The following is a 14384-nucleotide window of genomic DNA, read 5'->3' on the forward strand; positions in this document are numbered from 1 at the left end:
CTGCATTTCGAGGGTATCTGCACCTATGTGGTACAACGGCCTGCTCGACTTGTCGGCCTGGCAACTGGTCGGCATCACCTTGCTGATGACCCATGTGACCATTGTCAGCGTCACGGTCTACCTGCACCGCTACTCCGCGCACCGAGCCCTGGAGCTCAACGGCGTGCTAAAGCACTTCTTCCGTTTCTGGCTGTGGCTGACCACGGCCCAGAACACCCGCGAATGGACCGCCGTGCACCGCAAGCACCACGCCAAGTGCGAAACCCCCGAAGACCCGCACAGCCCGGTGTACAAGGGCCTGGGCACGGTGTTGCGCAAGGGCGCCGAGCTGTACCGGGAAGAGGCGCGCAACCCGGAAACCCTGCGCATCTACGGCAAGAACTGCCCGGACGACTGGATCGAGCGCAACCTCTACTCGCGCTACAAGCTGGGCGGCATCGCGCTGATGGCGGTAATCGACCTGCTGCTGTTCGGCACCATCGGCATCACCATCTGGGCGGTGCAGATGATGTGGATCCCGTTCTGGGCCGCCGGGGTGGTCAACGGCCTGGGCCATGCCCTTGGCTACCGCAACTTCGAATGCCGCGATGCCGCCACCAACCTGGTGCCATGGGGCATCCTCATCGGTGGCGAGGAGTTGCACAACAATCACCACACCTATCCCAACTCGGCCAAGCTGTCGGTCAGGCGCTGGGAGTTCGACATGGGCTGGGCGTGGATCCGCCTGTTCTGCCTGCTGCGCCTGGCCAAGGTCCAACGCGTGGCGCCCATCGCCCACCGGGTGGCCGGCAAGGCCAGCCTGGACATGGACACTGCCATGGCGATCCTCAACAACCGCTTCCAGATCATGGCCCAGTACCGCAAGCTGGTGATCGGCCCGCTGGTCAAGCAGGAACTGGCCCGCGTCGATGCCTCGGTGCGCCACCATTTCCGCCGCGCCAAGCGCCTGCTGTCGCGCGAGACCAGCCTGCTGCAGGACCGTCACCATGTACGTATCGAGTCGATGCTCGCACACAGCCAGGCGCTGAAGACCATCTACGAAAAACGCCTGGCGTTGCAGCAAATCTGGGCGCGCACCAGCGCCAATGGCCACGACATGCTGGCCGCCATGAAAGACTGGGTCCACGAGGCCGAAACCAGCGGTATCCATGCCTTGCGCGACTTCGCGGCGCAACTCAAGACCTACTCGCTGCGCCCGACCGGCGCCTGACCACCGTTGATCGGCACGCCCTCCTGGCAGGGCGTGCCGCCCGGAACTTCCCCCCGTCGCTTCCACTCGAATCTGGCACATCGCCCCGCGTGGCGGGCCGGATGCTGGCCGCACGCTTTCACGTCGAGACCTGCTTCGTGCACATGGCCAAGAACATTCCAACGACACTGCCCGGCACCCAACCTCCCGAGGCCGCCCAGACCTTGCTTGCGCTGCTTCACGCCCAGGGCGAAGTTGCTCGCCTGAGCGAGCGTGAGCAGTTGTTCAGCGCGCTGCTCGACAGCGTCAATGCGGTACTGTGGGCCTTCGACTGGGAAACCCGTCAGGTGCTGTACGTCAGCCCCGCCTATGAACGCATCTTCGGCCGCCCCGCCAGCCTGGTACTGGCCGACTACAACGAGTGGCGCGACAGCATCTATCCCGACGACCTGGAATTCGCCGAACGCAGCCTGGCCCAGGTGCTGGTCAAGGGCTCGGTAGAAGACCGCGAGTACCGCATCCTGAACGCCGATGGCCAGGTGCGCTGGCTGAGTGACAAGTGCTACATCAACCAGCAACGCGATGGTGACCGGGTAATCATCGTCGGCATTGCCGAGGACATCACCGAAAAGAAGCAACTCGAAGGCGAACTGCAGCGGTTGGCCACTACCGACGTGCTGACCCAGAGCAGCAACCGCCGGCATTTCTTCGAATGCGCCCAGCAGGCCTTCGATAGCGCACGCGACGAAGGCACGCCGCTGGCTTTCCTGCTGCTGGACATCGACGACTTCAAGCGCATCAACGACAGTTACGGCCACCAGGAAGGCGACCAGGTGTTGCAACGCATCGCCGACAGCGGCAAGGCCGTGCTACGCCGTGGTGACCTGTTCGGGCGCATTGGTGGTGAGGAATTCGCGGCGGTGTTCCCTGGCTGCAACGCCCTGGTGGCCGAGCAGATTGCCGAACGTTTGCAGCGGCATATCCAGCGTTTGAGTTTCAGCCATGGCGAGCAGACCTACGGCGTGACGGTGAGCCAGGGGGTGACCGCATTGACCGATGAAGATGTGGCGCTGGACAGCCTGTATGCGCGAGCCGACGCGGCGATGTACCAGGCCAAGCGCCAGGGCAAGAACCAGATCGTGCGCGCCTGAGCCGTGGCGCCGCTTGGCGGCTCCTGAACCTCAGCTGGAGCCCTCAGCCGTCGGCGGCTGTTCCTGCGCCTTCGCCTCCGGGTTCTCCGCCTTGCGCAACCGGCTCAGCTCCGGCAGGCCAACCTTCAGCAAACGCGCCGTCTTGCTGTCGGCCACCTTGTCCAGCCCCAGCCCGGCCGGCAGCCGCGCCAACTGCCCAGCCAGGTTCATGGCCAGGATCTCCCGCGAATACACCCCGCCACCCAGCTGGTAGATGGCCGCAATCAGCTCGCGCAATGCCAATGGCAACCGCCAGCGGGTGCGCAGCGCCGAGCCGAACGCAGCTCCAAACTCGTCGAGCGACCGCTGCACCTGGCCCTCATCCAGCTCGCCCCCAGCCAGCCGCCACTCCTGCAGGCAACGAAGCACTGCCAGGTCGCCCAGGCAATGCAGCAAACCTGCGCAGTAGCAACGCCCTTCGTCCAGTTCGAGCATACGTGCCAAGGTACGGCCATATTCGGCAGCATGCAGCGAAAGGTTCCAATACCGGGCTGCATGCTTCGTCAGCAACGGGTCGCTGAGGCGGGCACTGCGTTTCAGGGTCATCCCCAGGACCAGGTTCATGCTCTGTGTGCTGCCAAGCTTGTTCAAGGCCTGCAACAACGTCTGCACCGGTGCTTCCCGGTGCAGCGCAGCGCTGTTGGCCGCAGCGATCAGAACGGCGGTGATCTGCGGGTCGTCATGCAGCTCCTCTTCAAGCACTTTCAGGTTCAGGCCTTGTGGGTTGAGCGCGCGCTTGAGCGCCGCCTGCACATCGGCCATCAGCGGCCCGCCATCGGCGCTGGCGCGACGTTGCTCAAGGTACGCCGGCAGGCTGGCACCCGCCTGCAACGCTGGCGGCGGGCAGGCGACCTCTTCGTCAACAGAGAGCAACAGCTCTTCCAGGCGCTTGCGCAAATTGTCCAGGTTCAGCGGTTTGCTCAGGTATGCGGTCGGATGCAGGGGCAGGACCTCATGCACGCTGGCGCTGTCACTGCGATTGCTCATGAGGATGAACGGCAACCCCGGCCCCCTGGCGCGGACCTTGCGCAACAGGTCGAGGCCATCGACACCGGCCAGTTCACGCGCGGCGATGATCAGGTCGGGCTTGCTCGAGAGCGCGCTCAGCGCCTGCTCGCCATCGGCGCACACCTGCAGGCGGGCATCGCAGCGCACGCTAAGCAGCATTTCGCTGAGCATGTCGCGTACCCAGGGGTCACCTTCGACGATCAGTACACTGGGTGGGGAGGGGTGCGCAGCGTTCATCGCCAAAACTCCTGAAAATCCCTGATTCAGTCCTTGCAGCTTGCCAAGCGAGTCCTGCCCACAACGATAGCGCCATCGTGGACGTTGCGGGCATAAAAAAACCCGCCGAAGCGGGTTTTTTCTGCAGCGCGTCACATCAGGCGATTTCAGCGAAGCACTCTTCGATGATGGCCAGGCCCTTGTCCAGCAGCGCGTCTTCGGCGGTCAGCGGAACCAGGATCCGCAGGACATTGCCGTAGGTGCCGCAGGACAGCAGGATCAGGCCCTTCTCGCGGGCCTTGGCCACAACCTGGCCAACAGCGGCAGCGTTTGGCGTGTGAGTGCCTTTCTCGAAGACTTCCACAGCGACCATCGAGCCCAGACCACGCACGTCGCCGATGATCGGGTACTTCTTCTGGATTTCGCGCAGGCCAGTGGTCAGGCGCTCACCGACAGCCTTGCTGCGGTCCAGCAGTTTCTCTTCTTCGAACACTTCGATCACGGCCAAGGCGGCAGCGCAAGCGATCGGCGAACCGGCATAGGTACCGCCCAGGCCGCCTGGGGCGATGGCGTCCATGTACTCGGCCTTGCCGCACACACCGGCCAGCGGGAAGCCGCCAGCGATGGATTTGGCGAAGGTGGTCAGGTCAGGCGCCACGCCCATCTGTTCCATGGCGAAGAAGGTGCCAGTACGGCCAGCACCAGTCTGTACTTCGTCGGCGATCAGCAGGATGCCGTGCTGGTCGCACAGGGCGCGCAGGCGCTGCATCAGCTCTTTCGGCGCTGGCAGGAAGCCGCCTTCGCCTTGTACCGGCTCGAGGATGATCGCGGCGATGTCGCGCGGCTCGGCGTCGTTCTTGAAGATGCGCTCGACCGAGGCGATGGCGTCGTCAACGCTGATACCGTGCAGTTCGCTCGGGAACAGGGCACGGAAGATGCCGCCCGGCATCAGGCCCATGCCAGCGGAGTACGGCACGACCTTGCCGGTCAGGCCCAGGGTCATCATGGTGCGGCCGTGGTAGCCGCCGGTGAAGGCGATGACGCCAGCGCGGCCGGTAGCGGCACGGGCGATCTTGACGGCGTTTTCCACCGCTTCGGAGCCCGTGGTGACCAGCAGGGTCTTCTTGTCGAAGTTGCCCGGGACCAGCTTGTTGATCTTCTCGCACAGCGCTACGTAGGGTTCGTAGGCCAGCACCTGGAAGCAGGTGTGGCTGACCTTGGTCAGCTGCTCTTGCACGGCCGCAACCACTTTCGGGTGCAGGTGGCCAGTGTTGAGTACTGCGATGCCGCCGGCGAAGTCGATCAGTTCGCGGCCTTCAACGTCGATCACAGTCGAGTTCTTCGCGGTATCGACGAAGATCGGGTGGATCTGGCCAACGCCACGTGGGACGGCGGCGACACGACGTTGCATCAAGGATTCGTTGGTCTTGCTCATAATGCCCTCATTGCGCCGTTCTGAATGGCGCTTTTATTCGGGGGTGGCTGGATGCGCTAGCGAACAGTATTCGTTGATCGACTGCCGTGAACGTCCGGGCCACCAGGTACTGCGATGTCAAAAAGGCCAGCGAGACGTCGCTCTCGCGCCCCGCTGGCAGAGGTAAAACCGTTACCGTGCGATCAGATGCTGATGCACAGGTATTTGATTTCGAGGTAGTCCTCGATACCGTACTTGGAACCTTCGCGGCCCAGGCCGGAGGCCTTGATGCCACCGAACGGTGCCACTTCGTTGGAAATCAGGCCGGTGTTGATACCCACCATGCCGTATTCCAGCGCTTCGGCAACACGGAACACACGGCTCATGTCGCGCGCATAGAAGTACGAGGCCAGGCCGAACTCGGTGTCGTTGGACATGGCGATGACTTCGGCCTCGTCCTTGAAGCGGAACAGCGGCGCCAGCGGGCCGAAGGTTTCTTCCTTGGCGACGGCAGCGGTCTTCGGTACGTCGACCAGGATGGTCGGCTCGAAGAAGTTGCCTTCGATGATCTTGCCACCGGCCAGCACCTTGGCGCCCTTGCCGACGGCGTCTTCGATGTGCTCCTGGACCTTGGCCACAGCCTTGCCGTCGATCAACGGGCCGGTGGTGGTGCCTTCTTCCAGGCCGTTACCGATCTTCAGCTTGGCAACAGCGGCGGCCAGCTTCTGGGCGAACGCGTCGTAGACGCCGTCCTGCACGTAGATACGGTTGGCGCAAACGCAGGTCTGGCCGTTGTTGCGGTACTTGGAAATGATCGCGCCCTCGACCGCCTTGTCCAGGTCGGCGTCGTCGAACACGATGAACGGGGCATTACCACCCAGCTCCAGGGAAACCTTCTTGATGTCCTTGGCGCATTCTTCCATCAGCTGGCGACCGATTTCGGTCGAGCCGGTGAACGACAGCTTGCGCACTAGGGAGTTGCTGGTCAGCTCGCCACCCACTTCGCCGGCGCTGCCGGTAACCACGCTCAGCACGCCAGCCGGGATGCCGGCACGGTGGGCCAGTTCGACCAGGGCCAGGGCGGAGTAAGGGGTCTGCGAGGCCGGCTTGAGCACCATGGTGCAGCCAGCGGCCAGGGCCGGGCCGGCTTTACGGGTGATCATTGCGGCCGGGAAGTTCCACGGAGTGATGGCCGCGGTAACACCGATTGGCTGCTTGATGACGATCAGGCGTTTGTCTGGCTGGTGGCCAGGGATGGTGTCGCCGTAGACGCGCTTGGCTTCTTCGGCGAACCACTCGATGAACGAGGCAGCGTAGGCGATTTCACCCTTGGCTTCGGCCAGCGGCTTGCCTTGTTCGGTGGTCATCAGGCGCGCCAGGTCGTCCTGGTTCTCGATCATCAGCTCGAACCAGCGACGCAGCTTGGCCGAGCGCTCCTTGGCGGTCAGGGCACGCCAGGCCGGCAGGGCCTTGTCGGCAGCTTCGATGGCGCGGCGGGTTTCCGCAGTGCCCATCTTCGGCACGGTACCGATGACTTCACCGGTGGCCGGGTTGGTCACCTTGATGGTCTGGCCGTTGTCCGCATCCAGCCACTCACCATTGATGTAGGCTTGCTGGCGGAACAACTGAGCGTCTTTGAGCTGCATGTCGGCTTCCCGAATTGTTGATTGTTGAAAAGCGCCCAAGGCAGGGCATCGAGCGTTTGAAATCTCAAACGAATGCTAAGCGGCTGCTGGGGTGTTGGACAATAGGCTGTTCGAAAAAAAGAACGAATGGTTGAACAGCCTGTCCGAAATGGTCGTTAGAGGTTAGACCATCGAGCGGAAGGAAATGTGAAAGCCGGAGGGCCTTGCCGTGACATTGTCGGCGCATGAGGGATCGAGCGCCGCGCGGGCGGCGCTCGATTTACGCATCCACGCACATCCACGTCAGACCCATAAAGCTCAGAACGCCTTGGCCAGATCGATCACCAGCGCCCGATAACCGACGGAACCCGGCTGCCGGCTGTGTACCTTGAGCTCCACCAGCACTTCCTGAGTTCCTCGACGTACTTCGTTGAGCACTGTGGTGGTCAGCTTCTCGGGCGTGAGGAAATTCACCGAAGCCGAGTAGATGAACTGGGTGTCAGTCTCCGGCCGGTAAGCCACCACCGAGGTCACCGGGCTGTACCACTCGTCGCCGCGCGCCTTGCCGTACTCCCACAGCTGCTCGACGGTGCCCCTGGACTCGTCGATGCGGTACTCCACCGCCCGGCTGTAGTTACCCGACAGCCTGGTTGGCGCAAAGCCCCGGCCCCAGCCATTGTCGAACACGGTCAGCGTGCCTTTGCCGGTCAGCCAGGCGGTGTGCTGCGTCCACGACCAGTCGAAGCCTTCGGTCGCGACTGGGGTGAGTACTTTCTTGCGCAGGCGCTCAGGCCATCCCTGGGGCGAGGCGAGGATCCACTTCACTTGCTTGTCGCGGCCAATCTTGACCACGCCCTGATGACGCGCTGAAACGATGATGCTGTCGTCATCGGCGTCGTAATCGATGGCATTGACGTGCGCCCAGTTGCGCCCGGTCCCAACCCCCGGGATGTCGCCAAATGGCAAGTCGCCTTCGGCCAGCTCGTTGGCCAGCCGCTCGTCCTGCTTCTGCACGCCTTGCGGCAACTGGAGCGCTGCCTTGCCCAGGGTTTCGAGGAGGTCACCACGGTACGGGTCGAGGATCTGGTTGAGGTCCCAGAAGTCCAGCACGTCACCGGCTTCGTTGACTTCGATGATGTGGTCGCGGATCGAACGCACGCGCTTGCCATCAGGCCGGCGGTAGTCGCTGGTGCCCACCCGCAGCAGGTAGGTGCCGTTGGCTGTCTCGCGGATTTCGTGTGAGAAGTCGGCGAACTTGTCGGGCAGGCTGCGTTGCCAGATGCGCCGGCCCAGCAGGTCGTACTTGGAATAGGTCTGGCCCTGGCCCCAGATCAGCTTGCCGTCGCGGGTCTGCTGGAAGCCCATGGTGCCGCCCAGCCCATCACGGCGGTTGGAGTCGTGGATCTGCTCGATGTCCAGGTACCAGCGCACGTCACCGTTACTGTCGGCGATCCAGTTGTTGCCCACCTGGTCCCATTCCGCCGCGCCGCCCAAGGCATTCCACTTGAAGGCGCGTCCACCAGGGATGTCACCGAGCAGGTGGTTGAACAGGTACAGACGCTTTTCGAACCCTGGCGCCACCTTGATCGGCTCCACTTCCGGCAATGCTGCGGTCTGCTTCGCCACCACCGGCAAGCGTACCGCCGGGGCGTAGATCTGGTAGTGCTCGCGAATACGTTCGCCATCGAGCTTGTAAGTCACTTCTACCTGGTTGACGTGATCCGGGTACAGGCCGAATACCGGGATACCGCCATAGGTCCACAACGATCGGTCGGACACCTCGTAGGCGATGTCCACGCCGCGTTCACCGCGTCCCAGCACGCGCACATGGGCGGCACTCAGGCTCCGCCCGCCGTCGCGGATGATCGCGGTCAGCGGCGCCAGGCGGTACGGGTTGACCACCACGTCGCCGAGCAGCGTCTCGTCAGGTTCGGGCACCTTGGCAGTCAGGCAGGCGCCTTCAGGCAACGCGGGGGTTTCGGTCTTGGCATTCATGGCAAAGCTCCTTGTGCTCAGAAGTCGTAACGGGCGGTGGCACCAAACGTGCGCGGGGTACCGAGCACCCCGGCGTAGCCACCGTTGGCGGAGTTCCACAGGCTGGTGAAGTAGGTCTTGTCACCGGCGTTCTTTACCCACAGCGACAGGTCGACCACGCCATCGCCCTGGTCCAGGCGCACACCGGCGGAAAGGTTGACCAGTGCATAGCTGGGGATCTGGCCGAAATCGGAATCATCGATGGTGCCAACCGCCTTCGAGCGGAAGGCGTAGCTGGCAGTGACGTACGGCTCGACATGGTCGGTGGCCTGCCACTTGTACTGGGTGTTGAGGTTGGCGATGTACTTGGAGGCACCCACCACCTGGTGGCCTGACAGGTCGCAGGTGGCGGTGGCATTGGCCAGGCTGACCTCGGGTGGGCATGGCGCGTCCTCATACTCGGTGTAGCGCACGTCGTTCCACGAGCCGTTGAAGTTGACCGTGAGCCCACGAAGCGGCAACGCCGTGGCTTCGAACTCCAGGCCACGCGAACGCACGCTGCCGGCGTTGGCCAGGTACTGCACGCGGTTGACCTGGTCGTAGACGTTGGCCTGGTAGCCATGCACTTCGGCCCAGAACAGGTTGGCATTGAGTTGCAGGCGATCGTCGAACAGCGTGCTTTTCAAGCCGACCTCGGCGTTGTTGACCCGCTCGGTGCCAACCAGCAGGGAATCGGTGCCCAGCCGTGGCGCTGCACCAACGGTCAGGTTGATACCCCCGGACTTCTCGCCGTGGGTCAGGGTCGCGTAGCCCAGCAATTGCTCGTTGAAGCGGTAGCTCAGGCCAAGCAGGCCAGAGGGGCTGAAGCTGTACTGGTTGAGGTCGCCCGAGTCATAGGCCCCTACCCTGGCCTGGCGCGCGGCAGCGGCAGCACCGGTCACGGCTGCGCCGCCGGCCGGTGCATCACGTGTCACCCAGGCACTCTTTTCTTCATAGGTACCGCGGACGCCGGCGGTGAAGTCCAGGCGCTCGGTGATGTGCCAGGTGCCTTGGGCAAACAAGGCGTAACTGTCGGTATCGATGTGGCCGTTGCCGATGGTGTCGACATTGGCCAGGGCCCCGGCCGGAGTGATGTTCCAGATATCCGCCTGCGGCCCGTAGTAGGTGAAGGACTTGTTGTCCAGGTCCTGCTTGAAGTAATAGGCGCCCAGCACGTAGTCGAAGGCACCACCGGTGGGCGAAGCCAGGCGGATTTCCTGGGAATACTGTTTGTCACGCACCGACACCCCGGCACTGTAGAACACCGGTACATCGAGGCCGTCGTCGTTGCGCGGCGTGAAGTCCCACCAACGGTAGGCAGTGATCGAGGTCAGGGTGAAGTCGTTGGGCAGGGTCCAGTTGGCCTCGACCGAGGTACCGCCCTGGAACACCGTCACCTGCTGGTCGGCGTCGAAATTGACCTTGCGATCCTTGCCCGATACCAGTGTCGCGCCCGCCTGCGCGGCCAGGCTCTCGTAGCGGTTGACGCCATTGATAGTCGGCCCGGTGCTGTACAGGCTGAGGATGCCGTTGTCCGAATCTTCTTCGTTGTACTCGCCGATCCAGCGCAGGTTGAAGGTGTCGCTGGGCTGGAACAGCAACTGGGTACGAAAGCCCTGGCGCTTGCCGCCGTTGAGGTCTTCGCCGTCATGGACGTTCTTCACGTAACCGTCGTCTTCAGTCCGGTAGACGCTGATGCGCCCGGCCAGGGTTTCGCTGATCGGCCCCGAGAAGCTGCCCTGGGTCTGCAGGTAGCCGTCTTCGCCTATGGATTGCTGGAGGCTGCCCTCGCGATGGAAGGTCGGCTTGCGCGTGGTGATGTTGAGCACGCCGGCCGTGGTGTTCTTGCCGAACAGCGTGCCTTGCGGGCCACGCAGCACCTCCAGTTGCTCGACGTCGAGCAGGTCGAACACCGCCATGCCCGGGCGGCCGAGATAGACGTTATCGAGGTAGATGCCGACGCTGCCCTCCAGGCCGTCACTGGCCGGGTTGTTGCCCAGGCCACGGATCGAAATGCTCGACTGGCGCGCATGTACATAGGCGACGTTGGTACTGGGCACCAGCTGTTGCAGATCTTGCACGCGGTAGATGCGCTGGGTTTCCAGGGTTTCGCTGTCGAGCACACTGATCGGCGCGGGTACGCTCTGCGCGGTTTCTTCGCGACGGCGGGCATTGACCGTGACAGTGCCGAGCTTGGCCTCCTGCTCGAGTGCGGGGGTGGCAGTAACCGGCTCTTCTGCGAAGCTGCCGCTGGACGCCGCCAGCAACACGCCGGCGGCCAGGGGTTGCAAGGTGAAACGCGACGCGCGCGCAGGCCAACGGGAAAATCGGGACATGCAAATGCTCCTTGAGGCGAGGCCCTGGCGAGCATTTCCGTTGGCGGAACCGAATCGCGGTCAATCGGGCTTATATTCTTTTAAGAAATATAAATATTTTGAATTCATATTTTGTGGAATAAGTAACGCCCTTTATAAGGGGGCTAACCCTTGTCAGCAATTGCATTCGACCGAAAGTTTCAATGTAAAAAATGCATATCGATCTCCGTCAGTTGCGCCACTACATTGCCCTCGTCGAGCACCGCAGCTTCGTCGCTGCGGCGGCTGCGGTTAACCTCTCGCAGTCGGCGTTCAGCCGAAGCATCCAGACCCTGGAACACAACATCGGCTGCCGCCTGGTCGACCGGGCCAGCAAGGAACTGGCACCGACCCGCCAGGGCCTGCTGGTGCTGGAGCATTCGCGGCGGCTGGTGCATGGCGCGCATAACCTGGTCAACGAGATTCACCAGTTCAACGGCGCCACCACAGGTGTAGTGCGTTTCGGTTCCGGCCCGGCGCCAGCCGGTGACCTGGTGCCGCGCGCAGTGGCGCGCTTCGTCGCCGAGTACCCGGCGGCGCGCACCTGTTTCCAGGTGGATAACTGGCAGGCACTGAACCGCAAGCTGGTAGCCGAGGAGATCGAGTTCTTCGTTGCCGACACCCGCCAGTTCGAGTCCGACCCGGACTACCAGGTACACAAGCTGACGCCACAGCGCTGGCACTTCTGCTGCCGCACCGGGCACCCGCTGACCGAGCGCGATAGCGTGCGGGCCCGGGACCTGTTCGACTACCCGCTGGCTACCACCTTGCGCCCGCCGAATATTCGCAAGATTCTCAGCGACCTCAGCGGGCGACAGGATTTCCTGCCGTCAGTGGAATGCGAGCATGGTTATGCGCTGCTGAACGTGGTGATGCATTCGAACACCATCGGCATTGCCTGCAATGCCAATCTGCGGCCGTATCAGCGCGAGGGCGGGTTGGTAGCGTTGCAGCTGGCCGGGCTCAAGCCGGAGCAGGACGAGGCGTTCTATACCCGTTATGGCGTGGTGAGCCGAGTGGGGTATGGCTTGTCGCCCTTGGCGCAGGGGCTGGTCAGGCACTTGATTACCTGTGATACCGAACTGTAGGTTGCTCTCAATCAGCGGCAAGCCGGCTTCAGCCCGATAGCGTTGGCGCTATTCCCGTGGGAGCCGGCCTGCCGACGAAAGGGCCGCAAAGCGGCCCCGGCGACATCAGCCTTTACGCGTAGTCCGACTCAATTGGCCATCGACACTCACCGGCACCTCGCCGGCGAGAGTGACCCGGCGTACCACCCTCGGCTGGGTGCCGTAATCGTCCACCGCATAATGCTGCGTCGCCCGGTTGTCCCAGATTGCCACGTCCCCCGCCTGCCAGCGCCAGCGTACGGTGTTCTCCAGGCGTGTCACATGCCCTTGCAGCAACGCGAACAGGTGCTGCGAATCGGCCAGCGAATATCCCTTGATGCGCTTCACGAAATGCCCCAGCTGCAACACCCGCTCGCCACTGATCGGGTGCACGCGGACCACCGGGTGCTCGGTCTCGTAAACGGTAGAAGTGAACACCTTGCGATAACGCTCGAGCTTGGCCGGGTCCACGTCGGGCTTTACCGTGGCATAGTCATATTCGTTGCTGTGCACCGCCCACAGCTTGTCGGCGAGTTCGCGCAGCGGCTCCGGCAGTTCCTGATAGGCAGCGGCGGTGTTGGCCCACACCGTGTCACCGCCCGAGGCAGGCGCCACCACGCTGCGCAGGATCGAGGCCTTGGGGTAGGCGTCGACGAAAGTCACGTCGGTGTGCCAGGAATTGGCCCGCTGGCCTTCGGCACCATCGAGCTGCAACAGGTAGCTGGTACCGTCGACCACCGGCACGGTGGGGTGGGCAACCGGCTCGCCGAGCAACTTGGCAAAGGCTTCCTGGCTCTGGTCATCCAGCTGGGTCTGGCCGCGGAAGAAGATCACCTTGTGCTTCACAAGGGCGGCCTGGATGGCATCAACGGTGGCGGCATCGAGGTCGGCAGACAATTGCACGCCACGGATTTCGGCACCGATGCGGCCGGCAACCGGATGGAGGTCGAATTGGAGGGATTGTGGCGCGGTGGCCAGTGCAGCGTTGCTCATGGTCTAGGTCCTTGCAGTCATGGTCGGGGGTGAGAATTCAGCGGGCGGCCTGCTGCTGTTTCAGGGCAGCATCGAGAAAGCGTGGCTCGATCCATTCGGCTACCTGGAAACCACGGCGGATCAGACGTTCCTTGGCGGCCAGATCAACGCCTTGCTGCAACTGGCCAACGAAGTCGGCGTCCAGCCGTGGGTCGAAGTAATGGGCGAGGTCTTCCTGGGCAAGGTCATCGCGCAGGATGCTGCGCGGCCAGTTGGCATTGGCGGCCACCAGTTCGACATAGGCCTCGCGGTTGTGCTCGTCACGCAGCCAGCTGCTGGCCTGCTGCTGGGCGTTGACCAGGCGCTGGACCAGCTCCGGGTAGTGGCGGATGAAATCGCCCGTGCCCAACAGCACTGCCTGGGTACTCCCGGCGCCTTGCAGATCACGGGAGCTGATCGGCAGCTCGACCAGCCCGCGTTCACGTAACGACAGCAGGCTGGAAAGGCCCCAGGTGGCGTCGACCTGCCTGGCGGCCAATGCCGCGTTGGCGGCGTTGAAGTCCAGGTTGATCACTTTCAGGTCGCGCTCGGTCAGGCCCTGGCTGGCCAGGGCGCTGGCGAACGACAGCTGATTGGCGGTGCCGCGGAACACCGCCACGCGCTTACCCTTGAGGTCGTGCAGGGTCTTGATGCCGGAACCGGGTACCACGCCCAGGTAGCTCTTCACGCCACGCACGCCAGCCGACAGCACATGGGTGTCCAGGCCATTGGCTTTGCCGACGATCGCGGCCAGATCGCCCAGGTAGGCGAAATCGGCCTGGCCGTTGGCCAAGGCCTCGTTGATGACAGGGCCCGCCCCTTTGAAGAAGTGCCAGTCGACGCGGATGCCGTCCTTGGCGAACTCTTTCTCCAGCAGCTGCTGGTCACGCAGTACATCGACCACGCCGCCAGCGCTGGGCTTGCTACCCGCGCTCAGGTCGGGCACGGCGATGCGAATGCTTTCGGGCTTGGCAGGCTCAGCCGCGTGGGTACCGAGGGTAAAAGCCAGCCCAAGGGCGGTGGCCAGGTGGCGTAATGGGATTTTCATGACAAGGCTCCTTGGCAGGCTGCCACCGGCGATGGCCGGCGCTTGGGCCAGAAGCTAGGCAGGTCTGGTTAGAACCTACAAAGACAAAAACTTCATGTTTAACTAACTGAATTGCATAAAGCAGGCGTTGTGCGGGTCTGCCGGTCGCTTGCGCAAAGCGCATGGAAAATATGAGGAAAACGCAACGGGTAGGGGCTTCCGAACACCTGT

Annotated in this window: 10 protein-coding genes; 3 read left to right on the plus strand and 7 right to left on the minus strand. The window is 63.2% G+C overall.

All coding sequences use genetic code 11. The features are described 5' to 3' along the window. The first annotated feature begins 25 nt into the window (after positions 1 to 25). Both desA and ACVWZT_RS07805 read left to right on the plus strand, forming a co-directional pair. Positions 26 to 1210 carry a delta-9 fatty acid desaturase DesA gene (gene desA, locus ACVWZT_RS07800; protein WP_296235341.1) on the plus strand — a complete coding sequence of 395 codons (1185 nt, stop codon included), beginning with the start codon at positions 26 to 28 and terminating at the stop codon, positions 1208 to 1210. A 101-nt stretch (positions 1211 to 1311) separates the two neighbouring features. Then, positions 1312 to 2340, plus strand: a complete 1029-nt coding sequence (locus ACVWZT_RS07805; protein WP_296235342.1) for a GGDEF domain-containing protein — start codon at positions 1312 to 1314, stop codon at positions 2338 to 2340. Positions 2341 to 2370: 30 nt separating this feature from the next. On the opposite strand, the gene ACVWZT_RS07810 is transcribed toward ACVWZT_RS07805, so the two are convergent. From ACVWZT_RS07810 to ACVWZT_RS07830, 5 genes are all read right to left on the minus strand, one after another. Beyond that, positions 2371 to 3624, minus strand: a complete 1254-nt coding sequence (locus ACVWZT_RS07810) for a response regulator (RefSeq protein ID WP_296235343.1) — start codon at positions 3622 to 3624, stop codon at positions 2371 to 2373. A gap of 136 nt (positions 3625 to 3760) precedes the next feature. Next, positions 3761 to 5038 carry a 4-aminobutyrate--2-oxoglutarate transaminase gene (gabT, locus tag ACVWZT_RS07815; RefSeq protein WP_225779984.1) on the minus strand — a complete coding sequence of 426 codons (1278 nt, stop codon included), beginning with the start codon at positions 5036 to 5038 and terminating at the stop codon, positions 3761 to 3763. A 182-nt stretch (positions 5039 to 5220) separates the two neighbouring features. Next, positions 5221 to 6663 carry an NADP-dependent succinate-semialdehyde dehydrogenase gene (gene gabD, locus ACVWZT_RS07820; protein ID WP_170027787.1) on the minus strand — a complete coding sequence of 481 codons (1443 nt, stop codon included), beginning with the start codon at positions 6661 to 6663 and terminating at the stop codon, positions 5221 to 5223. A gap of 297 nt (positions 6664 to 6960) precedes the next feature. Beyond that, positions 6961 to 8637, minus strand: coding sequence for an aryl-sulfate sulfotransferase (locus ACVWZT_RS07825; RefSeq protein WP_457468827.1), 1677 nt, complete (start codon positions 8635 to 8637; stop codon positions 6961 to 6963). A gap of 17 nt (positions 8638 to 8654) precedes the next feature. Next, entirely contained in the window at positions 8655 to 10991 is a 2337-nt protein-coding gene (locus ACVWZT_RS07830; protein WP_457468829.1) for a TonB-dependent receptor, read from the minus strand. Between the two features lie 191 nt (positions 10992 to 11182). On the opposite strand from ACVWZT_RS07830, the gene ACVWZT_RS07835 reads away from it, so the two are divergent. Further along, positions 11183 to 12097 (plus strand): LysR family transcriptional regulator, encoded by a 915-nt coding sequence (locus ACVWZT_RS07835; RefSeq protein ID WP_457468831.1) that lies wholly within the window; start codon positions 11183 to 11185, stop codon positions 12095 to 12097. Between the two features lie 105 nt (positions 12098 to 12202). On the opposite strand, the gene ACVWZT_RS07840 is transcribed toward ACVWZT_RS07835, so the two are convergent. Together ACVWZT_RS07840 and ACVWZT_RS07845 are read right to left on the minus strand one after the other, a co-directional pair. Beyond that, positions 12203 to 13108: a TauD/TfdA dioxygenase family protein gene (locus ACVWZT_RS07840; RefSeq protein WP_457468832.1), complete on the minus strand. Its 906-nt coding sequence runs from the start codon at positions 13106 to 13108 to the stop codon at positions 12203 to 12205. A 37-nt stretch (positions 13109 to 13145) separates the two neighbouring features. Beyond that, positions 13146 to 14174: an ABC transporter substrate-binding protein gene (locus ACVWZT_RS07845; RefSeq protein WP_457468834.1), complete on the minus strand. Its 1029-nt coding sequence runs from the start codon at positions 14172 to 14174 to the stop codon at positions 13146 to 13148. Positions 14175 to 14384: the final 210 nt, after the last annotated feature.

This window comes from Pseudomonas sp. TE21394, from assembly GCF_054057835.1.

Coding starts and splice junctions, on each gene's coding strand:
- desA (WP_296235341.1), top strand. CDS start 26: ATGTGGTACAACGGCCTGCTCGACTTGTCGGCCTGGCAACTGGTCGGC.
- ACVWZT_RS07805 (WP_296235342.1), top strand. CDS start 1,312: ATGCTGGCCGCACGCTTTCACGTCGAGACCTGCTTCGTGCACATGGCC.
- ACVWZT_RS07810 (WP_296235343.1), bottom strand. CDS start 3,624: ATGAACGCTGCGCACCCCTCCCCACCCAGTGTACTGATCGTCGAAGGT.
- gabT (WP_225779984.1), bottom strand. CDS start 5,038: ATGAGCAAGACCAACGAATCCTTGATGCAACGTCGTGTCGCCGCCGTC.
- gabD (WP_170027787.1), bottom strand. CDS start 6,663: ATGCAGCTCAAAGACGCTCAGTTGTTCCGCCAGCAAGCCTACATCAAT.
- ACVWZT_RS07825 (WP_457468827.1), bottom strand. CDS start 8,637: ATGAATGCCAAGACCGAAACCCCCGCGTTGCCTGAAGGCGCCTGCCTG.
- ACVWZT_RS07830 (WP_457468829.1), bottom strand. CDS start 10,991: ATGTCCCGATTTTCCCGTTGGCCTGCGCGCGCGTCGCGTTTCACCTTG.
- ACVWZT_RS07835 (WP_457468831.1), top strand. CDS start 11,183: ATGCATATCGATCTCCGTCAGTTGCGCCACTACATTGCCCTCGTCGAG.
- ACVWZT_RS07840 (WP_457468832.1), bottom strand. CDS start 13,108: ATGAGCAACGCTGCACTGGCCACCGCGCCACAATCCCTCCAATTCGAC.
- ACVWZT_RS07845 (WP_457468834.1), bottom strand. CDS start 14,174: ATGAAAATCCCATTACGCCACCTGGCCACCGCCCTTGGGCTGGCTTTT.